Source organism: Oleiharenicola lentus (assembly GCF_004118375.1).
Taxonomy (GTDB): Bacteria; Verrucomicrobiota; Verrucomicrobiia; order Opitutales; family Opitutaceae; genus Lacunisphaera; species Lacunisphaera lenta.
This window is the reverse complement of record NZ_SDHX01000002.1, coordinates 1,218,769-1,241,319: the sequence shown is the minus strand read 5'-3', so window position 1 is coordinate 1,241,319 and position 22,551 is coordinate 1,218,769. Positions and strand designations below refer to the sequence as shown.

Below are 22,551 nucleotides of genomic sequence, written 5' to 3'. Positions count from 1 at the left end.
ACGAGGGCCGGAAGGCCGGCCGGGGGTAGCGTGTTTTACAAATGCGTAAAACACGGTCCTTCAAGGGTAAAGGCTGGGTAAATGCCCCGCTGGCCTCTAGGCGAAGCGAAACATTGCTGCTATGGTGACGTTCTCATCGCCATGAACACTACACACACCTCCGGCACTCAGGAAACCGCGCACCTGGAAAAACTGCGCGACCAGATTTCCACCGACATCGAGACGATGCACCAGAAGGAGGCCAGCCTGCGCGAATACGAGCAGAAGCTCCGCAACCTCGTGGATCAGGTCCAGAATACCCGGCCGCCGCAGGCCACGGTGGCTCCGCACCACCCGCAGGCTTCCGCCGGTCCCACGCAGAACGATGTCGACTCGGCTTGGGAGAAATACAACCGCGCCCACGCGCTCCTCGAAGCCGCCCGCCGCGGCCTGAGTGACGACCGTCTCGCCCTCAAGGACCGCGAGGAGCAGGTCATGATCCGCGAGCAGGAAGTCGCCCGTCGCGAGGCGTGGGTGAAGGTGCGTGAAGCCGAGGTCGCCGCCAAGACCAAGGCTTTGGAGGAAGCCGCCGCCAAACCCGCCAAGCCCTCTTTCACCATGGCTCCATTCCAGGCCGCCAAAAATCTTCTGCACATCGGCAAGGCCACCTGAGTCCGGCAACCATTTGTGTGTAGCGACTGACACCCGGGTCCGCCTCGTGCGGCCCGGGTTTTCGCTTGCCCCGAAAAATCCGGCTTGCGCGCCGGCCGCCACCGCCCCATCAACGCGTCCGTGATTCTTTCCGCCACCCGCCGTTGCTCCAATTCCGTCGCCAAAATGGCCGCGGTCAAAGGTGCTTGGCACATTACCCGGGCTCGGCGTGAAGAGGACAAGGCGGCTACCAACTGAAGCCGCCGAAAAAAGAAAACCAACCTCCCACCACCCGAGCCCGACTCCACCGAGTCGGGTTTTTTGTTTTTCCACCCCCAACCGCCACCCAACCAAACCACATCATGCCATGCCCACGCTCGTTGCACCTCCATCTCCACTAGCCCAAAGAACGCCCGGACCTGCCGCCCCTCGGCCGGCCCGGGCGAGCTCGACCACGCTGGACCTGCCGGCCGTGTCCTTCTTCGGGCGCACCCTCGACGAATACTGCCGGTTCTTCGGCCTCGACCCCGCCGCGCTCCGCGACAAGGCCGTGCTCGATGTCGCCGCCGGTCCCTCGTCCTTCACCGCCGAGGCGCGCAAACGCGGCGTGGACGCGGTCGCGGTGGACCCCCTCTACGACCAGTCGCATGCCGACCTGTCCGCGCGGGTACGCGACGACTACGCGCGCATGTTCGAGCAAATGCGGGAGAAGCGGCGGCTGTTCCGCTTCAAGAGCTTTCCCTCGCTCGATGCCGCTGAACAGGACCGGCGGGCCGCGGCGTCACGTTTCCTCGCCGATTACGAGGGCAATGTCCGGCACGGCCGCTACGTGCGCGCGTCGCTGCCGCTGTTGCCGTTTCTCGACGGCGCCTTCGACCTCGTGCTCTGCGCGCACCTGCTCTTCATCTATGCCGCGCGCTTCGACTTTGCCTGGCACGTCGCCGCCTGCGCCGAGCTCGCGCGCGTGAGCTCCGGCGAGGTGCGCATCCATCCGCTTGTCGGCCCCGGCGGCAAGCCCTATGCCGAACTCGACCGCCTGCGCGGCGAACTCGGCGCCCTCGGCATTCCCAGCGAGGTGCGCAAGGTGAACTACGAGTTCTTCGTGGGCAGCAGCTCCATGCTTGTCTTAAAGCCCCGTTCCCCATGAGCACTCCGTCAGCCCCGGCCCGCACGCCTGCGCCGCCCTATTATGCCGTGATCTTCACCACCCGACGAACCGAAGGGGATCGCGGCTACGAGGCCATGGCCGAACGCATGGCCGCCCTCGCGGCCACCCAACCCGGTTACCTCGGCGCCGAAAGCGCCCGCGGAGCCGACGGTCTCGGCATCACCGTGTCCTACTGGCGTGACGAGGCCTCCATTGTCGCGTGGAAGCAAAATGCCGCGCATCAGGACGCCCAGCGCGCCGGACAGCAGACTTGGTATGCCGACTATCAGCTGCGCGTCGCCAAGGTGGAGCGCGCCTACGGCAAACCGTAGGCCTCAGGTTCGCGACACCACGCGCACGACCGGTTCGCAGTGCTTGCGAAAACCGAGGCGCTCGTAGAACTGGACGGCAAAATTGTCCCGCATCACATGGAGAATCGGAGTCTGGCCCCGGGCCAGCTGGCGGCGGATGAGCTTGCCCATGAGCCGGCGGGCGAGGCCGCGGCCCTGAAACTCCGGATCGGTGCACACACCGCTGATCTCCCGATATGAGCCGGCTTGAAGGCGCTCGCCGGCCATGGCGACCAGGCGCGGGCCCTCGAAAATGCCGAAATAGTCGCCGAGCTCGATCGTGCGCGGCCCGAACGGGCCGGGGTGGGTGAGCATGGCCAGCTCCAGGGCGGGCCGCGAGTGATTCGGACCCAGCAGCACGGCATCGGGTGCATCATCCTTCGCCGGGGGCTCACCGGCCCAAACCATGCGAAACATCGTGGCTTCCTCCTCGATTCTCCAACCCGGTTGGACGGGACCGGACCATCCGCCGCAATAGAAGTGTTCGTCGGGTCCGCAGAAAGGAATCAGGTCGGCGAACACCGGCTGCGCGGCGTTGGCGAAACCGAGGATGGGCGAAAACCCCGGGGCGAAACGCCGGGCGCGCTCCGTGCCGGTGGAGACATTCGCCTGTGGCCCCGACAAGGCGTGCCAGATGATGTTGTCGAGGAGGTTCATGCCCGGGAGGTGAGCGGAGCTTGTCCGGACCTGACCGGGCTGCAACTTGCTTTCCTCCTGACACAGGGTTGTCGCATGGTCTGATAAACTACCGCCTTTGCCATGTCTTCCCGATCCCTACCCCGTTTGCCGGCCGCCCCCGGCACGATCGAAACCGGCAGCACGCTGAAGACCCTGCTCGACCGGGAGGCGATCGACTGCCTCGCGCACAATCTCGCGCGAGTGCACCGCACCCTGAATGCGAAGGCCTTCCGCCGGGAGGCGCGGGAGGGTATTGAGCCGCTGGCGATTCTCGCCCGCGGGCAACACTTGGCCAAGGTGTTGCGGCGGCATCTGCCGGCGCGCTACGAGCAGGCGGTGGCGGTGCTGGTGCGTTCGCTCACGCCGTCGCTGAGCGAGACCGAGGGCAACGGGCTGGCCGGATTCTTTTACCTGCCGCACGTCTCGTTTGTGGCGACCTACGGGCTCGACCCGGCGAAAAACGGCGGGCGCGATCCGTTCGAGGCATCGATGCGCGCGCAATACGAGATCACGCGCCGGTTTTCGGCGGAGTTTTCGATCCGGCCGTTCCTGATCAAGTGGCCGGAACGCACGCTGGCGCGGCTGAGGGAGTGGACCCGCGATCCCGATCCGCATGTGCGGCGGCTGTGCAGCGAGGGATCGCGGCCGCGCCTACCTTGGGCAATGCGGATTCCGGCCTTCGTGCAGGATCCGCGGCCGGTGCTGCCCATCTTGGAAGCGCTCAAGGACGATTCAGAACTCTACGTGCGCCGCAGCGTGGCGAATCATGTCGGTGACATCGCCAAGGATCATCCGGCGCTAGCGTTTGAGCTTTGCGAGCGCTGGGCCGAGGGTGCGGACGAGAACCGGAAATGGCTCATCCGGCACGCGGTGCGGCATCCCGCCAAGAAGGGCGTAAAAGCCGCGCTGCGGCTGCGGAAGCTGGCGGCGGCGGGGTAAGGACTATCGCGTAAGCCTGTCGGTTTGGTGTCGGGTCGCGGCTTGCGGCGACCTCGGCTGCGAGGTCGGGCCAAGGCCCAATCCTACAGAGGGAACCCCTTGGGCAGACCGGGTGCGGTGGGTGCGGAGACCGATCCAGAAAACCGGCGGAATTGCGATCGAGTCCTAAGCCTTCTCCAGCTCCGACAGTTTCGTCGCAGCTTTCTCCCACTCGGCGGAGGCGTGGGTCAGCTGGTCCACGATGGAGCTGAGCTCCTTGTTCAGGTGGTGGAACTTGCCCTTGTCGGCATAGGTCTCAGGCGCCTCGAGCGCGGCGGTGATCTCGTTTTGCTTGGCCTCGAGCTCGGAAACTTTCTTCTCCAGCGCGCTCACCTCGGTGCGGAGCTTTTTCAAGTCGGCGGGGGAGGGTTTCGCGGCCGCAGGCTGGGGCTTGGGCGCAGGCGCGGCGGCGGCCTGTTTCGGACGGGCGTCGGTGAAGCCGGCGGTCAGCGCGGCGCGGGCATTGGCGGCCTTGGACTTTTCGAGGTAGTAATCGTAGTTGCCGGCGTAGGGCGTGAGCCGGCCGCTGTGCACATGCAGCACGCTCTGCGCGAGTGTGCGGATGAAATACACGTCGTGGCTGATGAAGATCAGCGTGCCCTCGTAGCTCTTGAGGGCGTTGACCAGTGCATCAATGGACGGGATGTCGAGGTGGGTCGTCGGCTCGTCCATCAGCAGCAGGTTCGGCGGGTTGACGAGCAGGCGGGCGAGGGCGAGGCGCGACTTCTCGCCACCGGAGAGCACGGAGGCTTTCTTGAAGACGTCGTCCTTGCGGAAGAGGAAGCCGCCGAGCACGGCGCGGGCCTGCTGCTCGGTGAGCTGGTTTTCGTTCGTGCGCAGCTCCATCACGTTCTCGAGGACCGTGAGGTCGAGCTTCACGTTGTCCCCGCGGTTCTGCGCGAAGTAGCCGGGATAAACGTTGCTGCCGAGTTCGCGCGTGCCGCCCTGGATGGGAATCACGTCGGCGAGGATTTTCAGGAGCGTGGACTTGCCGGCGCCGTTGGGGCCGACGAGCACGATCTTCTGGCCGCGCTCGACCTCGAAGTTCAGGTCCTGATAGACGACGTGGTCGCCGTAGGCCTGATGGACGTTCTTGAGGTTCATCACCTTCAGGCCGGAACGCGGCGGCTGTGGAAAGCGGAAATTGATCTTCTTGAGGTCCTCCCAGGGCTCCTCGACGGCGACGTCCTTGAGGCGCTCGATCTGCTTCTCCTTGGACTTGGCGCGCGAAGCCATCGAGGCCTTGGCGCCGAAGCGGTCCACGAACTTCTGGAGGTGGGCGATTTCACGCTGCTGGTTCTTGAAGAGCGCGGCCTGCTGCTCCTTGCGGGCGTCCTTCTCGTTCAGGTAGTCGTCGTAGTTGCCCGTGTATTTGTTGAGCGTGCCGCTCTTGAGTTCGAGGATGCCGTTGCAGAGGACGTTGAGGAACTCGCGGTCGTGCGAGATGATGACGAGGCCGCCCGGGTAGCGCGTGAGATAGTCCTGGAACCAGAGCAGCGCCTCGAGATCGAGGTGGTTGGTCGGCTCGTCGAGCATGAGCAGAGCGGGCTCGCTCACGAGCAGGCGGGCGAGGTGGGCGCGCATGACCCAGCCGCCGGAGAAGGACTTGGCCTGCTTGAGGTAGTCGTCCTCGCGGAAACCGAGGCCGGCGAGGATCTTCTTGGCGCGCGGCTCGAGCGTCCAGTCGATGTCGTAATCGTCGTCGTTCTCGGGCTCGAGCTTCTTGCCGCTGGTGGCGATGTGGAGGATGGACTCGTCGCCGACCGGCGCGCTTTCCTGCGGGAGGAAGCCGAAGTCCGCGCCGCGCTCCCATTCGATCGTGCCCTCGTCGGGCTGCTCCTCGCCGAGGATGAGGTTGAAGAGGGTGGACTTGCCCGCGCCGTTGGGACCCACGAGGCCGAAACGGTCCGTGCGCGCCACAAACAGTGACACCTCCGAGAAGAGTTCACGGGTGCCGTAGGACTTGGCGACGTTGGCAAGGGTCAGCATGGAACCCGCGAATGAGCCGGTTTGCGGCGGACTCTGCAACCAAAACATTCGCTTTGCTAAGGGGCTGAAATGGGCGTCTTTACGATCATGCCCAACCGCCTCGCCGCCGAAAAATCGCCCTACCTGCGTCAGCACGCCGACAATCCCGTGGCTTGGCTGCCGTGGGGTGATGAAGCACTGGCGAAGGCCCGGGCCGAGGGAAAACCGGTTTTCCTGAGCATCGGCTACTCGACCTGCCACTGGTGCCATGTGATGGCGCACGAGTCGTTCGAGGATGCGGGGGTGGCCGAGATCCTGAACCGCGATTTCGTGCCGGTGAAGGTGGATCGCGAGGAGCGGCCCGACCTCGACCGGGTTTACATGACCTACGTGCAGCACACGACCGGCCACGGCGGCTGGCCGATGAGCGTATGGCTCACGCCCGAGGGCAAACCGTTCTACGGCGGCACGTATTTCCCGAAGGACGACCGGCACGGGCGTCCGGGCTTCATCACGCTGCTCAACACCATCGCCCTGCACTGGCAGCAGCAGCGGCCGAAGATCGAGCACGGCGCCGAGGAGGTCGTGCAGGCGTTGAAACGGTATGCGAGCGAAGGGCCGCCGCAGGAGGAGCGCGCGCCGGATGCGTCGAAGCCGCTGCACGAGGAGGCGGGCGAGGCCTTCGAGAGGGGCTTCCAGTATTTCTACGAGTCGCACGACGCGCGCTGGGGCGGGTTCGGCGGCGCGCCAAAGTTTCCGCGCGCCTCGATCCTCGACTTCCTGCTCCGCTCGGCGGTGTTGCAGGGCGTGGACAGCGACCTCGGGCAGGAGGCCATCGGGATGACGGCCACCACGCTGCAGCGCATGATCGAGGGCGGTTTGCACGACGTGATCGGCGGCGGTTTCCACCGCTACTCGGTGGACGAGCAGTGGCATGTGCCGCATTTCGAGAAGATGCTCTACGACCAGGCGCTGATCGCGATGAACCTGCTCGAGGCGCAGCAGGCGACCGGCCTGCCGGTCTTCGGCTGGGTGGCTCGCGGGGTTTTCGATTACGTGGGCCGCGATCTCACCAGCCCGCAGGGCGGGTTTTACTCCGCCGAAGATGCCGACAGCGCAACGCCGGAGCCGTCGCGAAGTGACAAGGATCAACGATCAAGTGACAAGCAGCCTGAACACGCCGAGGGGGCGTTCTACGTCTGGACCAAGCCGGAGCTGGAGGCCGTGCTGGGCGCGGACGCGGAATTTTTCTGCGCGCACTACGACGTGAAACCCGAGGGCAACGTCGCGCACGACCCGCACGGCGAATTCGGCGGCAAGAACGTCCTGCGGCAGTTGCGTCCGCTGGCGCGCACGGCCGAGCAGTTCAAGCTGCCGGTCGCCGACGCCGAGCAGAAGCTGCTGGCCTGCCTCGAAAAGCTGCGAGCGATCCGCGCCAAACGTCCGCGCCCGCACCTCGACGACAAGATTCTCACCGCGTGGAACGGCCTGATGATCTCCGCGCTGGCGCGGGGGGCGCAGGTGCTGGGCGAACCGGAACGTCTGGCCGCCGCCACCCGCGCGGCTGAGTTTATCCAGCGCGAACTTTACGCCGCCACCTCCGGCCTGCTCTACCGCAGCTGGCGTGAGGGGCGCAGCAGCATTCCCGGTTTCGCCGAGGATTACGCCCATCTGATCCAAGGCCTGCTCGATCTCTACGAGGCGGGTTTCGAGCTCCGCTGGCTGCAATGGGCGGAGCAGTTGCAGGCGAAGATGGACGAACTTTTCTGGGACCCGGAGCTCGGCGGCTACTTCAACTCCCGCGCCGACGATTCCGCCCTCATCGTGCGCTTGAAGGAGGATTACGACGGTGCGGAACCGGCGGCCAACTCGGTGGCGGCGCTGAACCTTATTCGGCTCGATTGGATGCTGGGAGGTGGAGGCGAGGCAGCATTGACGCGGGGTGGGGGCAGTCCGCCTCCAAGCTACCGCGAGCGGGCGCTGCAGACCATCGAGGCCTTCCGGCCGCGCTGGAGCCGGCTGCCGCAGGCCTTGCCGCAGATGCTGGGTGCGGTGGAACTTGCGTTGACCGAGCCGCGCACCGTGGTGCTGGCCGGCGATCCGCGTTCTCCCGGCTTCGGGGCGATTGCTGCCGTGCTGCACGCCAAACTTGGACCGCGTCGGGCCTTGCTCTGTGCCGACGCCGGGAGCGGTCAGGTTTGGTTGAGCGCCAAACGGCCCTATCTGGCGGAGATGAAGCCCGTGGACGGCAAGGTCACGGCCTATCTCTGCGAGAATTTTGCCTGTCAGGCGCCGGTGACGGACGCCGCGGCCTTGCGGCAGCTGCTGGGACCGGGCTGACCGCCCGCTGTTGACGAGGCTTTGTGGCAGGAGTCGGCTTTACAGTCCGTAAATTGTGCCGATTCTAGGCGACACCCTCCCGTGTCACCCTCGCCCACGGCATCCCTTCCGTGGCTGCGCTCCTGCGCCAGCCTCATCTTGATCATTGGCCTCGTGGTCGTGGCGGGATGGGTGATGGACTGGCCTTGGGCGCGGCAATGGGCGCCCCGCTCCATGGACACGACGATGAATGCGGCGGTGGGGCTCATCGTGGGCGCGGCGGGATTGCTGGCGCGCAGCGCTGGGCTGAAGCGAAGCGCACGGGTGGCCGGAGTTTTTCTGCTCCTGCTGGGCGCCGCGGTGCTCATTGATCTTTTCACGGGCTGGATCGGCTGGATCAGCCGGCTGTTCTGGGTGCATCCCGAATCCTACATGTGGGTCTCCGGGCGCATGGCGCCGCACAGCGCGGTCGCCTTTCTCCTGGCCGGCATCGGCCTGAGTCTGGCGGACACCCGCTGGTTTTCGCGGGACGGGGAACGGTTCGCCGCGGGCTTCGTGTTCGGCACCGGGTTTCTGCCGTTGGTGCACTACGCGACGATCATCCTGTTTTATGGTGACGACATCCACTCCCGCAACATGGGCCTGCCGCTGGCCTGCGGTTTCATGCTGCTGGGAGGCGCCCAGATCGACTGGCGCCGGAAGCTGAAGGGGGACGGCGCCCCGCGCCTCTTGGCGGGACTTTCCGCCGCGTTCATCACCTGCATTGCGGTTTACATGGTTGTGGGCAACCGCCTGCTGATCGAAACCAACCACGAGATCGCGCAAGCGCAGGAGGCCCGGGCGGCGATCAACAGTCTGATTTCCCGGGTTGCCCGCATGGAATCAACCGCCCGGGCCTATGCCCTGACCGGCGCATCCGACTTCGGCAACCGGGTGGACGTGCATGCGGCGGAGATGCGGCGGGAGCTCGACAGCCTGCCGGCTCTGCTGCTGCCGCTGCCCGGCAAGGAGGCCGACCTGGAGGAGCTGCGGACACTCACCCGGGAGAAGATCGAGGCCGCGGAAAAACTGGTGAACCTTCGCGCGACGGAGGGTCTGACCGCGGCCGCCAATTTTCTGGCCTCGCTGCCCCAGGATCGTACCAGCCGCCTGGTGCGCCTGGCCGCGGCGATGTTGGCTGAAGAGGACACCCGGCACCGCCGGAGCGTCGGGATGCAGCAAGTGCTGGAAACCAACATCCGCGTGGCCCTCGGCGCCGGCGGCCTGATGGTGGCGCTGATGATGGTGGCCACCAGCCTGCTCTCCTTCCAGGCGGCCCGCGCCCGCCAGCGCGCGGAGCACGGCCTGCAGGAGGTGAGTGCGCTGCAGCGCGCCGTGCTCGACGGCACCGTCTTGTCGGTGATCGCCACCGAGCCCGATGGCACGATTCGCGAATTCAACCGCGGGGCCGAGCTGATGCTGGGCTACAGCCGCGAGGAAATGGTCGGTCTCCGCTCCCCCGAGATCATCCACGTTTACGGGGAGGTGGCCGCCCACGCCGCGGAGCTGTCGGCCCGCCTGGGCCGGAGGATCGAGCCGGGTTTTGAAGTGTTCGTGGCCCGCGCCCGCGACGGCCAGGTGGACGAGCGTGAATGGACGTATGTGCGCAAGGATGGCACGCGTTTCCCCGTGCAGCTGAGTGTCACGGCCCTGCGGGACAACGAGGGTCGGATCACGGGATTTCTCGGCGTCGCCCAGGACCTGACCGAGAAGAAGCGGGCGCAGATCGCCCTGCAGGCCAGCGAAAAGAAACTGGGCGAGGTGCTCGGCCATGCGGACTGTCTCGTGTGGGAGGCCCAAGTCGCCCTCAAACCTGACGACTGGAACTGGCAGATGTCAGTCTATCCCTCCGGTCTCTACCACCGCCTGACCCAGCAATACGGCATCGAGCAAGGAGCGGGTCTTTGGTATCGTTTTCAAATCCCGGAGCAGGAGGAGATGAACCGGGCCAGCCGGGCGGCCATGGAGCGCGGCGATGCCGGCTACGTGCAGGAGTTCCGCGTGATCCGGGACGGCCAGACCACATGGCTGCGGGAAGCGGTGGCCATCCGGCGGCAGGAGTCCGGCCGGTTCTGGCTCGTGGGCGTCGCCACCGATGTCACCGACCGCAAGCTGGCGGAGGAAGCCCTGCGTTTTACGGAAGAGCGGTTCCGGTCCTTTGCCCAGCTGGCTCCCGTCGGCATCTGCCAGACCGACGACAAAGGACATTGCCTCTACGTCAACGATCGTTGGTGCGAGATAACCGGCCGGCCGGATAGTGAATTCATTGGCAAGAACTGGGCGATGGCCGTCCATCCCCAGGACCGGCGGAACGTGTTGAAAGCCTGGATGGGCCTGCTGAAGGGCGGCAGCGAGTCGGCCATCGAATACCGGTTCCAGCATCCCACGGGCGAATCCCGGTGGGTCGCGGGTTCCGCGGTGCCGCTGCGCGACCCGGCCGGCCATATCATGGGCTTCCTGGGCACGATCACCGACGTCACCGATCGCAAGCGGGCGGCCGAAGCCCTGACCAAGAGCGAACAGCAATTCCGCAACGCCTTTGATTACGCCGGCATCGGCATGGCTCTGGTCGCCCCCGACGGCCGGTGGCTGCAGGTCAACCAGGCGCTGCACAATCTACTCGGCTACAGCGAAGAGGAGCTGCTGGCCCGCACCTTCCAGGATGTCACCCATCCCGAGGACCTGGAGGTGGACCTGGCCAACCTGCAGGAACTGCTGGCCGGCCGCCGCCACTATTACCAGATCGAGAAGCGCTACCTCCACCGCGACAGCCACGTCGTGAATGTGCGGCTGACCGTCACGGTGGTGCGATCGCCCGACGGCAGCCCGCTGCATTTTATTGCGCAAGTCGAGGACATCACGGCCCGGCATCTCGCCGAGCAGGCGCTGATCGCCAGCCAGCGGCAGCTGAGCGACGTATTCCGCTCCATGGCCGAGGGCCTGGCGCTTCACGATCCCGCGGGCCGGATCATCGAATGCAATGCCGCGGCGGAAACGATTCTGGGCCTGACCCGCGACCAGCTGTTGGGTCGGAACGAAATCGATCCGAGCTGGCAGCTGCTGCAGGAGGACGGCAGTCCCTGCCCCGTCGACCAGATACCCTCGGCCATCACCTGTCGGACCTTGCAGCCACAGCGCGGGGTGGTTCTGGGCGTGCGGCGCGGCGACGGGAGTCGCGTTTGGGTGACGGTCAACACGGAGGCCGTGCTCGACGAACACGGCCGCCTGAAATCCGTCGTGGCCAGTTTCTCCGACATCACGGCCAAGCGGGCCGCCGATGAGGAGCTGCGCAAGCTGGCGCTCATCGCGAGCAGAACGAGCAATGCGGTGGTGCTGACCGATGCCGCACGCCGGGTCATCTGGGTCAACGAGGGATTCACCCGCATGACGGGCTACCGCTTCGAGGAAATCCAGGGCAAGGTTCCGGGCTGGGTGCTCCAGGGCAAGGACACCGATCCGGCGGTGGTGGCCCACATGCGCGCCTGTCTCAGCCGGGAGGAAGGGTTCCAGGTCGAGGTGAAAAACTATCGCAAGGACGGGGTACCCTACTGGATCCGCAGCGATGTTCAGCCGATTCGCAGCGCCCGGGGGAAGATCGAGTATTTCATGGCCATCCAGCACGACATCACCGAGCAGAAGGCGCTGGAGACCAACCTGGCCCAGGCCCGTGACGAGGCGGTCGCCGCGTCGCGGATGAAATCCGAGTTCCTGGCCAACGTCAGCCACGAGATCCGGACGCCCATGAACGGCGTGCTCGGCATGGCCGAGCTCCTGATGGACACCAATCTCACCGAGGATCAGCGGCAGATGGGCCGGGTGATCCAGTCGAGCGCCAACAACCTGCTCACCATCATCGACGACCTGCTGGATTTCTCGAAGATCGAGGCGGGCAAGTTCCGGCTCACGACCCAGGAATTCAGCCTGGCCGAACAGCTGGAGCAGGCCATGGCCCTGATGGTGCCCCGCGCCGTGAGCGGCCGGATCTCCCTGCAAAGCGAATTGCCCGACGACCTGCCTGCGCGCCTCTGCGGTGATCCCGGCCGCATCCAGCAGGTGCTGGTGAACCTGCTGGGCAACGCCGTGAAGTTCACCGAGCGCGGCTCCGTGACGCTGGTGGTGCGGCCCCTGGACTCCGCCCGGGCCGGGCGTTACGCGTTTCGCGTGGAAGTCCGGGACACGGGCATCGGCATCCCGCCGGACCAGATTGACCGCCTCTTCCAACCTTTCGTCCAGGCCGACGGTTCGAGCACGCGCCGCTTCGGTGGCACGGGTCTCGGCCTGGCCATCTCCCGCCAGCTGATCGAGCTCATGAGCGGCCGGATCGGTTGCGAGAGCCGGCCCGGGGAAGGATCGGTTTTCTGGTTTGAGCTGGAGCTGGAGCTCGCAACCTCGCCCCTGGCCCCGGCCGAGCCCAAGCCTGCCGTGGTACCGGCCCTGCCGTCGGCCCGGCTGCTGGTGGCCGAGGATCAGCACGCCAACCAGCTGGTGATGCGTCTGCTCCTCACGAAGATGGGGGTTAACTTCAAACTCGTGGGCGACGGCATGGCGGTCATCGAGGAACTGAGCCGGGAAAATTATTCCCTCGTCCTCATGGACTGCCAGATGCCGCGCATGGACGGCTACGAGGCCACGCGCCTGATTCGCACCGGGGCGGCCGGTCCGGACAACGAGACTGTTCCCATCGTGGCGCTCACGGCCCATGCGATGGCGAGCGATCGCGAGAAATGCCTCGAGGCGGGCATGGATGACTATCTCTCGAAACCGGTGCGCTTCGAGAATCTCCAGCCGATCCTGCAGCGCCTGGGCATCGGCTTCGTCGTGCCGGTGCCCGAGCCGCCGGCGCCGCCGAGTCCGCCCACCGCCATCCTCGATGAAGCCCAGCTGGCGCAGCTGCGCTCCTTGCCGGGCCGGAAAGGCCCGCGGCTGCTGGACGAGCTGGCGAGCATGGCGCTCCAGGAAGTGCCGGCCGGGTTGGCCGAATTGCGCCGGCAGGTCTCCGCGCAGGCCGCGCGTCCGGTCGTGCAGACCGCCCACCGCCTGGCGGGTGCCGCCGCCAATCTCGGCGCCCGGAAGCTCCGCGCCCTGCTGCTGGAAGTGGAGAAGTCGGCGGAGGCCGGCGACTGGACGCAGGTCAGCCGGCAGCTCGACGACCTTGACCGGGAGTGGATTCCGGTCCAACAAGCCCTCAGCGGGCTGGTTCCCGCCAATCACGCATGAAGATTCTCGTCGTTGAGGATGATCCGATCGCTGGCGCGGTCCTGGAAGCCTCGCTCAAGTCCCTCGGACAGGAGGTCACGATGGCCGCGGACGGTCGCGCGGCCTGGCAGCGCTTTCTGGAGTCGCCCCACCGCCTGGTCATCAGTGATTGGATGATGCCGGAGCTCGACGGCCTGGAGCTGTGCCGGCGCGTGCGCGAACAGGGCGGCGACTACACCTATTTCATCCTGCTCTCGAATTCGGCCAACCGCTCGGAGAACCTCGACCGTGCCATGGAGGCCGGCGTGGACGACTTTCTCGCCAAGCCGGTCACGACGGCGGAACTGCGCGCCCGCCTCCGCGTGGCCGAGCGCATCCTGAATTACGCGACCCAGGTGCGACAGCTGCAGCAGATCATCCCGATCTGCGGCTACTGCCGGAAAATGCGCGACGACCACAATTACTGGAGCCAGGTCGAGGAATACATCGGCAAGCAGACCGGCTCGGAGTTCAGCCACGGCGTGTGCCCCGACTGCTACGACCGCGTGCTCGTGCCGCAGATGCAGAAACTCGGCGTCGAGCCGCCGCCGTATCCACAGGTAACCCGCGTGCAGAAATAGGCGCGCTCAGCGGCGCAGCGCGGCGCGGGCCAGCGTATCGCCGCCGTCGTTGGCGGCGGGCGTGAGGCCGAGGACGGCGCAGAGCAGGTTGTAAACGTCCACGTTCTCGGCGTTCGCAAGCGTCACCTGGCGGCGAAACGCAGGTCCGTGGGCGATGAACAGCGCGCCCATTTTGGGGGTGGCCGGATCCCAGCCGTGATTGCCGCGGTTGTAGAAGGCCTTGAACATCGCCCAGCCGGTCCTGGCTTCGATGCACCAGCCCGGTTGCAGGACAAAAAGTATCGGCGGGATTCGCTCGCTCGCGCGGTAGTGGAGCCGGGCGGGCAGTTCCTCGCGGAGATAAACCTGCACTTGCGGCGGGGCCTTGGCCCGGATGGCAGCAACCAAGGCGGCCGCGTTGACCCCGGGCTTGGGGCGCACGCCACCATGCGGGCCGTTGGCTTCGACGGTGACGAGCGACAGGTCGAGCAGGTCGTCGAAAAACACGACCCGCTCGGGGCTGGTCTCGGCCAGGCCGTGGTCCGACACCACCACGAGGTTGGTGGTGTCACCCAGGCCCAGTTTCTCCAAGCCGGTGAGCAGACGCGCGAGGGCGGCGTCCACCTGTTGCACGGCTGCCGCGGTTTCAGGGGCTTCCGGACCGTGGTTGTGGCCCATGATATCCACGGCGTCGAAGTAGAGCAGGCACAAGCGGGGGCGCTCTGTCACCGGCCGGGCCAGCCAGGCCAGCACGGCATCCACCCGTTCCGACTCCGTGGGGGTCTTGCTGAAGGGTATGTGCTCGGAGGGTCGCCGGCCGCGGATCTCCGCCTCCCCGCCCGGCCACATGTAGGTCGCGGCCCGCCGCCCCTGGCTTTCGGCCGTCACCCAGACCGGTTCGCCGCCATTCCACCACGCGGGGGCCGTGCTGGTCTTGCCAAAGTCCGCCCCGAGCGCGGGATCATGGAACTGATTGTTCACGATGCCGTGGTGCTCGGGCCGGAGGCCGGTCACCAGGGTGTAGTGGTTGGGAAAAGTGCGGGCAGGATAGCTCGGCGTGAGCCGGCGGGCGTGCACCCCGGCGGCCGCCAGCCGGCGCAGGGTCGGCGCGGGATGCTTGTCCAGATAGTCCCAGCGGAAACCGTCGAGGGAGATCACGATCAGCGGTCCGTCTCCCGCGCTGCGTTGCGGCGACTGGCACGAGACCAGGCCGAGCCACACGGTCAGCAGAGGCAGCAGGAGGAGACGACGCATGAAGCGGGAAACTAGGGTTTGTCTGCTCCCTCGCAACCTGCATGTTCCGGGCATGGACGATGCGGAACGACTGACCCGGCTGGAGGAGCGCTACGCGCACCTGCAACGCCATCAGGCGGAACAGGACAAGGTCATGCTCGAGCTCACCGAGGAAGTGGCGCGCCTCCGGGCCGAGCTGGGCGTGCTGCGCGCGCGCGATTCATCCGGCGGCACCGCCCCCGAGCCGACGGACGAAAGGCCGCCGCATTATTGAGGCGTTTTTGTAGGGTCGTTGCTTGCAACGACCTTGTGCGCGAGGTCGGCGCAAGCGCCGACCCTACAACGAAAGAGAGCGTTCAAAACAGCGCCGAGACCTCGACGTGCTTGCCCGGCTCGATGGACACCTCGCCGGAGAGGGCGGCGGTTTCGTCGTTCTTGTAGAGTTTGCACTTCACCGGGCCGGTGGCCTCGTGCGAGGCCCAGCCCCATTTGCCGATGGAGACGAACTGCATGGGCACGCCCTTGTCCCAGCTCAGGCCGGGACCCTCACCGCGGATGAAAAGCTTGTTGCCGATGCCGATGTAGGCGGTGACGAGCAGGCGGGTGGCGCCGTCGGAGGAGGCGGAGGACTCGGCCTTGGCGGGGGCTTCCTCGACCACCGAGGCTGGTTCCTCGCTGGCGAGCGGGGCGGGGGCTGCCTCCGAGGGGGCGGCGGTCACGGGCTCGACCGGGGCCGGCTCCGCCGACATGGAGGCGAGCATCTCCTCCGGTTTCGATTTGCGCGGCGCCCGCGGCTTTTTGGGTTTGGGTTCCTCGCTGGGCGCGGCGGCCGTCTCGGTGAGCGTCACCGACTCGATGACCGGAGCGGGCGCGGCGATCGGGGTCTCGACCGGGGCCGGCTCGGACTTGGGCAATTCAACCGCGGGCGCCGGCGGCTCGATGATGGCGGATTCGCTGGCCGGCGGTGCGACAGGGTGGGCGACGGGGGCGGCCGCGGCGGCCTGGCGCAAGTCGGCGATGCGGGCGTCAAGTTTGGCGAGGGCGTCACTCAGCTGGGCGTGAACTTTCGTGGCGGCATCCTGCGCGGCGGTCTGCAGCCGGTCGGCGGCCAGGGCCGTGGCGCTCTGGGCGGAGGTGACGTGCGTGCGCGCGTCCTTCTCGAGCGCGGCCAGCTCGGTGGCGACCTTGGCGATCTTGTCGGCCACGCCCTTGAGATTGGCGGAGTTGGCGGCGCGCAGCTCGTCGAGTTCGCGCTCGAGGGCGTCGCGGTCCTCCGTTTCCTTCTCGGCGAGGGCCTCGTTGAACTCCGCAAGCTTCTCCTGCATGCGGTAGGGCAGGTTCTCGGCGGCGTGGGCGGTCTTGTGGACGGCTTCCTCGACCGCCTTGATCTGGGCGGCGGCGCGGTTGAGGCTCTCCGCCGCGGCGTGCAGCCGCTGCACCTGGTCGGTCACGCGGCCGCGCTCGGCCTGCACGTACTCCGCGGAATCGGCGGCGTAGTCGGTGAGGAAGGGGACGAGCCCGATGATCGCGGCGAGCACCACGCAGAGCACGGCGCTGACGAAAGGCAGGGGGGCGTAGGGATCCTTGGCGAAAAAAACGATGATGAAGGCGGTGATCAGCAGGCCGGCATCGATCGCGAGGTAAACCAGTTTGGGCTGACGGGGAGCGGGGTCGAGATTCATAGGGTGAGTCGCGCGCACGCTCCTTTTCGTCGGACGAAGCCGGTTTCTCAAGGCAGAAATCCCGGGGCGAGTCGGGTCTTGCGCCGGCCGGTCGGCCGGGCAGACTCCGGGCACAGCCGATGAATTACTCCCACTTTGTGCGGATTGATCGGGAACGCCGCGGGCTCGAGCGGCACTACGTGGTGCACACGCACGACCCGAAGTTCACCCTCGAGCTGACGCCCGACCACGAGGCGCCCGACAAGGTCGGCTCGGGCGTGATCAAGCGCGTGTGCGTGCCCAACTCCTGGGCCGGCGACTACGGCCAGTATGCGAAGCTGCTCACCGCGGCGCAGCAGTTCTTCGTGGAGTCCAAGCCCGGCCCGGCGCCGCGCGCCTGAGTCAGAGCATCATCCGCCGCCAGGAGCTGGCGAAGAGCGAGACGAGCATGCCGATGCGCACGGCGCCCTCGAAGGTCAGCACGACGAGCACCCATTTCAACCCGCAGGTCGTGCGGACCGCGTAGCCCAGTCCGGTGATGGCGATCAGCACCACGCCCTGCGCGCGGCCGACGGGGTGGATCAGCAGCGTCATCATCCAGCTGAAATACACCAGCAGGCCGCCCGCCCAGACGGCGGCCATCCAGCCGGCCATCGGCAGGGTGCGCGGGTCGGCGTTCACGCGGATCTGTTTCACGCCCATGTAGCGCTCGCTGACGACCAGCTGCCAGACCTCAAACAGCAGGAACAGCGGCGCGAGCAGGGCGAAGGGGTTGAAGTTCATGCGGGAACAGGCCGGGAGTTACTCCGGGGCGCGGGAAAAGACCAGCCCCGGGTTGCGGCAAATTGAGGGTGGCAATGCCGGCCGGCCGGGACATAATTTCCTCCGTTGAGGGCGGCGTTCCACGCGCTTCCCGCCGGTCAAAACCCAACCTCTGGAAATCCCATGAACCTGGCGATGTTTCTGGTGAACTATCTCGGCACGGCGCTGGTCGCCGGTGTCTTTGGCGGTCTCGCGATGGAAGGCGCAATGTGGCTGATCGCCAAAGCCGGCCTCGCCCGCGGCGACATGATCCTCGCGCTCGGCAGCCTGCTGACCAAGTCGCGGGACAACGCCTACCGTGTCGGTCTGGTCGTGCATGCGACGGCCGCGCTCGGCTTCGCGCTCGTTTACACGCTGCTCATGATCACGCTGGGACTCACGCGGATGCCGCTCTCGCTGATGCTCGGGCTCGGTGCCGGCGTGCTGCATGGCCTGCTCGTGAGCCTCATGCTCGTGTGGGTCGTGTCGGATCGTCACCCGCTGGAGGAATTCAAGGAGGCCGACCTGCTGGTCGGGCTCAGCCACTTCGCCGGTCACGTGGCCTATGGCGCCATCGTGGGCGTGGTCGTGGGACTGTCGCCGGGGCTGTGAAGCCATGATCACTTCGGCAGGCTCAGGGTGACTTCGCGGCGCGCGAAGTCACTTGCCGCCATACCAGACCCCCCGGCGCCAGTTGTGGCGGCGGAGTTTCTCCACGAGGGCCGCCGGCATGGCCGGCAGGTCGCTCACGCCGCAGTTGGCCTCGGCCTGGGCCACGCTGCGGATGCCCGGGATGACGGTGGAGACGGCGGGGTGGGCGAGCACCCACTTGAGCGCGGCCTGCGGCAGGGTGTAGCCGGTGCCCACGAGGTCCTTTTTGATCTCGTCGGCGTGGGCCACGGCGCGGGCCAGACGGTCGCCTTCGAAGTAGCGGGCGCGGAAATCGTCGGGCGCGAACTTCGTGTCGGCGGTGAACTTGCCGGTCAGCACGCCCTCGTCGAAGGCCACGCGCACGATGATGGCGACGCCGCACTCGCGCGCCACGTCGAGCAGTTCGGCGGCGGGTTCCTGTTCGAACAGGTTGTAGATCACCTGCACCGCATCCACCCAGCCGCCGCGCATGAGGTCGATCACGCTGTTCTGGTCCTGCTCGGGGGTGGAGACGCCGATCAGGCCGAGGAGGCCCTCGCGTTGGAGCTGGCGGAGGACCTTGAACGGCGTCGGGTTCCGGTTCCAGGCGCGCGTCCAGGTGTGGAGCTGGAGCAGGTCGAGTTTCTGCACGCCGAGGTTGGCGAGGCGGGTGGCAACATTGGCGCGCAGCCAGGCCTCGGAGTAGCGCTCCTCCGCCCGGCAGTAGGGCGAGGGCGGCCAGATGCCGTCGGCCGGCGGGGTCTTCGTGGCGACGAAGACGCGCTCCTGCTTCCCGGCGGCGGCGCGCTCGCGCAGCACGCGCGCGATGATTTTCTCGCTGTGGCCGTTGCCGTAGCCGGCCGCCGTGTCGATGAAGTTGCACCCGAGGTCCAGCGCGCGGTGGAGCGCGGCGAGCGAGTCGGCGTCGCTTTGTGCACCCCAATGCGAGCCGATGGCCCACGCACCGAATCCGATCTCCGAGCAGTTGAGGCCGTGCCGGCCGAAGGGGCGGGATTGCATGCCAGCACGGATGCACGAAAGCGGCCGAAAGGAAAACCGATAGTCGGCCGGCGCGGGCTGGTGTGCCGCTTCTGTTCTAACGTGCGACGAGCTGGGTGGGGGTTCAAAATTGACACGAGACGCGTCGGCCAATCCTCTGGCGGTGCTTTCACCTCTCCCCCCCCGGCACCCGCGCTTCGCCGTGCGGTGTTTCGTGGTCAACATGCGCACACCCCTTCTCCCCCGCGCGGCCTGCGGCTTCCTGCTGCTGGGCTGGGCCTTGCCCTTGGTTTCGTCCCGCGCCGCGGATCCCATTGAGGAAGTCGGCAAGACCGCCTCCGAGTGGGTCAAGACCCGCGCCGAGACCGTCCGTCTGGAAAAGGACTGGGAGCAGGACCGGGTGCTGCTCGAGTCCACCCTGACCGCGCTCAAGGAGCGGGGGGAGCGGCTCAAGGAGAAACGCGACCACCTGCTCGCCGCCACGGCGGATGAACGCACCGAACAGGCCTCGCTCAACACCAAGCTCACCGAAGCCCGGCAGACGCTCGTGTCCACCGAGCAGCGGTTGCTGGCCCTGGCGGACAAGGTGCAGGCGCTGCGCCCCAAGCTCCCGCCGCGGCTGGCCGAAGCCCTGGAGATGTCCTATCGCAGCCTCGCGGGCAAGGAGCTGAGCCCCGGCGAGCGCATGCAGCTGGTGATGACGGTGCTGAACCGCTGCGCGCAGTTCAACATGGACATCACCCACGGCGAGGAGGTCCTCACCCTGCCCGGCGAGCCGGCGGCGAAATCCGTGGAGGTCATTTACTGGGGCCTCAGCCACGGCTACGCGCTGGATCGCGCGGGCGCCAAGGCCTGGCTCGGAGCGCCCGGTCCGGACGGCTGGCGCTGGGAGCTGCTCGCGGGCGCGGCGCCGGCGGTGGCGGAACTGCTGGCGGTCCGGCGCGATGAAGCCGACCCGCGGCTCATCCCGGTGCCCGCAAAACTGGACGCGGCCCGCTGATCGCCCATGAAAGCACGCGCCTTTTTCCTCCTGCTCGCCGGCCTGCTGGCCACCACGGCCGCGGCGGCGGAGAATTTCGATGAGGCGCTCAAGCGCGCCGCCACCCACTACACAACACGACTCCAGCAGGCCGCCGATGAGCTCAACCGCGCGCGGGAGCGCATCGCCCGCGAGAAATCCCCCCTGCTCAAGGAACTGCGGGCCGCCGAGGACAGCATCATCGCGTTCGAACGCGAAATCGTCCGCCTGGACACCGACCGGGAAAACGCCACGAGCACCAAGCGCCGCCTGATCCGCGACATCGAGGAACAGCGCAAGACCACCGCCTACGTGACCACGCTGGCCGGGGATGCGCTGAAAGCGTTCGCCACCGGACTGCCCCCGGGCGAGCAGGCCTTCGTCGGGGACGACCTGTTGCAGCTGCAGGATAAACTCGACGCGTCCGCCGCCACCGGCACCGGGGCGGTCGTGGCGTTGGACATCGCCGACTTCATGCTCGCCCGCACCGAACGGGTGCTGGGCGGCCAGCTGCGGGACGCGCCGGCGCTCAACGCGGGCGACAACCGCCTCGAGGAGGGCACGCTGGCCTTCGCCGGTCCCGAGGTGTTCTTCGCCCCGAAGGGCGGCGGACCGGCCGGCCTGGTACGCATGCGGGAAGGTTCCCGCCAGCCGGTCTATTATCCGCAACCGGCCTGGCCGGCGGCAGAGAGCGCGGCCTTTTTCAGCGGCCAACTGGGCTCGATGCCGGCCGATCCGACCGGCGGCAAGGCCCTGCGCCTGCAGCAGAGCGCCGGATCCGCGGGCGAATACATCAGCAAGGGCGGCAAGGTTGCCTGGGTCATCGTGGGCGTGGGCGTGGTCGCCCTGCTCCTCATGCTGCACAAGTTCTGGGACGTGGCGATGATGCGGGTGGACACCTCGGCGCGGACCGCCGCGTTTCTGCAGGCCGTCGCCCGTGGCTCCCGCCCCGAGGCGGAGGCGGCCCTGGCCGGTCTCGGGCGCACGACCCGCGAGCTGTTCGAGGAAGGCCTGCGGCACCTCGACTCCCCGGCGGACATTCTGGAGGAGCGGCTCGAGGCCGTGCTGCTGGGACAGCGGCTGCACTTCGAGCGCCGGCTGCCGCTGCTCGCGGTCATCGCCACCGCCGCGCCGCTCATGGGCCTGCTCGGCACCGTGGTCGGCATGGTGAAGACCTTCACGCTCATCACGGTGTTCGGCACCGGCAACGCCGCGAAGCTTTCCAGCGGCATCTCCGAGGTGCTCGTAGCCACCGAGCTGGGCCTCGCCGTGGCCATCCCCTCGCTGGTGGTGCACGGTTTCCTGGCGCACCGCATCAACAAGCACCTCGCGGTGCTGGAGCGGCAGGCGCTCGAGTTCGTCACGGCTGCGGGCACCGCCCAGAGCGGCGTGGTGCCGGCCGGGGAGGTCCGGTGAACGCCCTGGTCGAACTTATCGAGCGCGGAGGCTGGGTGATGCCGGTGATCATCACCCTCTCGGTTCTGCTCTACGCCCGCTGTTTCCGGCTGCTGCTCTCCCTCGGGCGCATCCGCCGGGCGCTGCGCGCCGCGGCCACGCCGGCGGCCCGGCACCGGTTGCAGACGGAGGCGCATGACTCCTTCCGGCGGCAGCGCGCCGCGATCGGCCCGATGATCGCGGCCGCACCGCTGCTCGGCCTGCTCGGCACGGTCAGCGGCATGGAGAAGACCTTTGAGAACCTGTCGATCGCGGGCGAAAAATCCATGGAGGGCCTGGCCGGCGGCATTTCGGAGGTGCTCGTGGCCACGCAGTCCGGCCTGACGGTGGCGATTCCCGCCATGCTGCTGGTCTATCTCGCGCACCGCGAGGTCCAGAGCCAGGTGCAGGCGGTCAACCGGCTGGATCGCGCGGCCGGCCGGCGGGGAGGTGCCGCATGATCCGGCGCGCGCACGGCCAGCATCGCTTCGAGTCCACGCACATCGACATGGTGCCGATGGTGGACTGCATCATGGTGCTGGTGATTTTCCTGATGGTCAGCAGCTCTTTCGTGAACGACCCCGGCGTCGAGGTGCAGAAGCCCGACGTCGTCGGGGCCCTCAGCAGCGAACAGAACGCCCTGCTCATCGCCATCGCCGCCGACAACCGCATCTGGTTCGACGGCCAGGAAATCCGCACCGACCAGGTCGCCACCGTCCTCAAGCAGGCGGCGGTGGGCCGCTCGCCCTCGCTCATCGTGCGCGGCGACCAGGCCTCGAGCCTCGGGGTGTTCGCGCAGGTTTACACCGAGGCCAAGCGCGCCGGCATCAAGCAGGTGCAGTTCGCCACCGCGCGGACGGAGGGGCCCTGA

Annotated in this window: 20 protein-coding genes; 14 read left to right on the top strand and 6 right to left on the bottom strand. The window is 67.2% G+C overall.

Annotation, left to right across the window (positions count from 1 at the left end; translation table 11 throughout):
* Nucleotides 1-141 precede the first annotated feature (141 nt).
* The 3 genes from ESB00_RS18790 to ESB00_RS18780 all read left to right on the top strand — a co-directional run bounded on the left by ESB00_RS18790 (nucleotide 142) and on the right by ESB00_RS18780 (nucleotide 2,109).
* Nucleotides 142-651 (top strand): hypothetical protein, encoded by a 510-nt coding sequence (locus ESB00_RS18790; protein ID WP_129049718.1) that lies wholly within the window; start codon nucleotides 142-144, stop codon nucleotides 649-651.
* Nucleotides 652-997: 346 nt separating this feature from the next.
* Nucleotides 998-1,777, top strand: coding sequence for a class I SAM-dependent methyltransferase (locus ESB00_RS18785; RefSeq protein ID WP_129049715.1), 780 nt, complete (start codon nucleotides 998-1,000; stop codon nucleotides 1,775-1,777).
* Nucleotides 1,774-2,109, top strand: coding sequence for an antibiotic biosynthesis monooxygenase family protein (locus tag ESB00_RS18780; RefSeq protein ID WP_129049713.1), 336 nt, complete (start codon nucleotides 1,774-1,776; stop codon nucleotides 2,107-2,109). Before ESB00_RS18785 ends, ESB00_RS18780 begins: the two co-directional genes overlap by 4 nt.
* Nucleotides 2,110-2,112: 3 nt before the next feature.
* On the opposite strand, the gene ESB00_RS18775 is transcribed toward ESB00_RS18780, so the two are convergent.
* A complete protein-coding gene (locus ESB00_RS18775; RefSeq protein WP_129049711.1) occupies nucleotides 2,113-2,784 on the bottom strand; it encodes a GNAT family N-acetyltransferase in 672 nt (223 codons plus the stop codon).
* 102 nt (nucleotides 2,785-2,886) lie between these two features.
* Between ESB00_RS18775 and ESB00_RS18770 the strand changes: the two genes are divergently transcribed.
* Nucleotides 2,887-3,744, top strand: coding sequence for a DNA alkylation repair protein (locus tag ESB00_RS18770; protein WP_129049709.1), 858 nt, complete (start codon nucleotides 2,887-2,889; stop codon nucleotides 3,742-3,744).
* A gap of 165 nt (nucleotides 3,745-3,909) precedes the next feature.
* Here ESB00_RS18770 and ESB00_RS18765 read toward each other — a convergent pair whose 3' ends face one another.
* Nucleotides 3,910-5,772 carry an ABC-F family ATP-binding cassette domain-containing protein gene (locus ESB00_RS18765; protein ID WP_129049708.1) on the bottom strand — a complete coding sequence of 621 codons (1,863 nt, stop codon included), beginning with the start codon at nucleotides 5,770-5,772 and terminating at the stop codon, nucleotides 3,910-3,912.
* Nucleotides 5,773-5,859: 87 nt separating this feature from the next.
* On the opposite strand from ESB00_RS18765, the gene ESB00_RS18760 reads away from it, so the two are divergent.
* From ESB00_RS18760 to ESB00_RS18750, 3 genes are all read left to right on the top strand, one after another.
* Nucleotides 5,860-8,091, top strand: coding sequence for a thioredoxin domain-containing protein (locus tag ESB00_RS18760; protein ID WP_129049707.1), 2,232 nt, complete (start codon nucleotides 5,860-5,862; stop codon nucleotides 8,089-8,091).
* A gap of 81 nt (nucleotides 8,092-8,172) precedes the next feature.
* Nucleotides 8,173-13,326 carry a PAS domain S-box protein gene (locus ESB00_RS18755; RefSeq protein ID WP_129049705.1) on the top strand — a complete coding sequence of 1,718 codons (5,154 nt, stop codon included), beginning with the start codon at nucleotides 8,173-8,175 and terminating at the stop codon, nucleotides 13,324-13,326.
* Nucleotides 13,323-13,925: a response regulator gene (locus ESB00_RS18750; protein WP_129049703.1), complete on the top strand. Its 603-nt coding sequence runs from the start codon at nucleotides 13,323-13,325 to the stop codon at nucleotides 13,923-13,925. The genes ESB00_RS18755 and ESB00_RS18750 overlap by 4 nt, the downstream gene beginning before the upstream one ends.
* Nucleotides 13,926-13,931: 6 nt before the next feature.
* Here ESB00_RS18750 and ESB00_RS18745 read toward each other — a convergent pair whose 3' ends face one another.
* Entirely contained in the window at nucleotides 13,932-15,158 is a 1,227-nt protein-coding gene (locus ESB00_RS18745; RefSeq protein ID WP_164976315.1) for an alkaline phosphatase family protein, read from the bottom strand.
* Between the two features lie 52 nt (nucleotides 15,159-15,210).
* Between ESB00_RS18745 and ESB00_RS18740 the strand changes: the two genes are divergently transcribed.
* Nucleotides 15,211-15,411 (top strand): SlyX family protein, encoded by a 201-nt coding sequence (locus ESB00_RS18740; protein ID WP_129049698.1) that lies wholly within the window; start codon nucleotides 15,211-15,213, stop codon nucleotides 15,409-15,411.
* A gap of 82 nt (nucleotides 15,412-15,493) precedes the next feature.
* Here ESB00_RS18740 and ESB00_RS18735 read toward each other — a convergent pair whose 3' ends face one another.
* Nucleotides 15,494-16,819 carry a hypothetical protein gene (locus tag ESB00_RS18735; protein ID WP_129049696.1) on the bottom strand — a complete coding sequence of 442 codons (1,326 nt, stop codon included), beginning with the start codon at nucleotides 16,817-16,819 and terminating at the stop codon, nucleotides 15,494-15,496.
* Nucleotides 16,820-16,938: 119 nt separating this feature from the next.
* On the opposite strand from ESB00_RS18735, the gene ESB00_RS18730 reads away from it, so the two are divergent.
* Complete coding sequence (locus tag ESB00_RS18730) at nucleotides 16,939-17,199, top strand: hypothetical protein (RefSeq protein ID WP_129049694.1); 261 nt, start codon at nucleotides 16,939-16,941, stop codon at nucleotides 17,197-17,199.
* A gap of 1 nt (nucleotide 17,200) precedes the next feature.
* Here the strand turns inward: ESB00_RS18730 and ESB00_RS18725 are convergent, their stop codons facing one another.
* Nucleotides 17,201-17,581, bottom strand: coding sequence for a hypothetical protein (locus ESB00_RS18725; protein WP_129049692.1), 381 nt, complete (start codon nucleotides 17,579-17,581; stop codon nucleotides 17,201-17,203).
* A 162-nt stretch (nucleotides 17,582-17,743) separates the two neighbouring features.
* Here ESB00_RS18725 and ESB00_RS18720 point away from each other — a divergent pair, with 162 nt between their 5' ends.
* Nucleotides 17,744-18,211 (top strand): hypothetical protein, encoded by a 468-nt coding sequence (locus ESB00_RS18720; RefSeq protein ID WP_129049690.1) that lies wholly within the window; start codon nucleotides 17,744-17,746, stop codon nucleotides 18,209-18,211.
* Nucleotides 18,212-18,259: 48 nt separating this feature from the next.
* On the opposite strand, the gene ESB00_RS18715 is transcribed toward ESB00_RS18720, so the two are convergent.
* On the bottom strand, nucleotides 18,260-19,249 hold the full coding sequence (locus ESB00_RS18715) for an aldo/keto reductase (protein ID WP_129049688.1): 990 nt from the start codon (nucleotides 19,247-19,249) through the stop codon (nucleotides 18,260-18,262).
* 202 nt (nucleotides 19,250-19,451) lie between these two features.
* On the opposite strand from ESB00_RS18715, the gene ESB00_RS18710 reads away from it, so the two are divergent.
* From ESB00_RS18710 to ESB00_RS18695, 4 genes are read left to right on the top strand one after another with little or no spacing between them, the layout of a single operon-like run.
* Nucleotides 19,452-20,228, top strand: coding sequence for a DUF3450 family protein (locus tag ESB00_RS18710; RefSeq protein WP_129049686.1), 777 nt, complete (start codon nucleotides 19,452-19,454; stop codon nucleotides 20,226-20,228).
* A 6-nt stretch (nucleotides 20,229-20,234) separates the two neighbouring features.
* Nucleotides 20,235-21,662, top strand: a complete 1,428-nt coding sequence (locus tag ESB00_RS18705) for a MotA/TolQ/ExbB proton channel family protein (RefSeq protein WP_129049684.1) — start codon at nucleotides 20,235-20,237, stop codon at nucleotides 21,660-21,662.
* The gene (locus tag ESB00_RS18700; RefSeq protein ID WP_218938790.1) at nucleotides 21,659-22,141 is read left to right on the top strand and encodes a MotA/TolQ/ExbB proton channel family protein; all 483 of its coding nucleotides are present in this window, start codon (nucleotides 21,659-21,661) and stop codon (nucleotides 22,139-22,141) included. Before ESB00_RS18705 ends, ESB00_RS18700 begins: the two co-directional genes overlap by 4 nt.
* Nucleotides 22,138-22,551, top strand: coding sequence for an ExbD/TolR family protein (locus ESB00_RS18695; protein ID WP_129049682.1), 414 nt, complete (start codon nucleotides 22,138-22,140; stop codon nucleotides 22,549-22,551). Before ESB00_RS18700 ends, ESB00_RS18695 begins: the two co-directional genes overlap by 4 nt.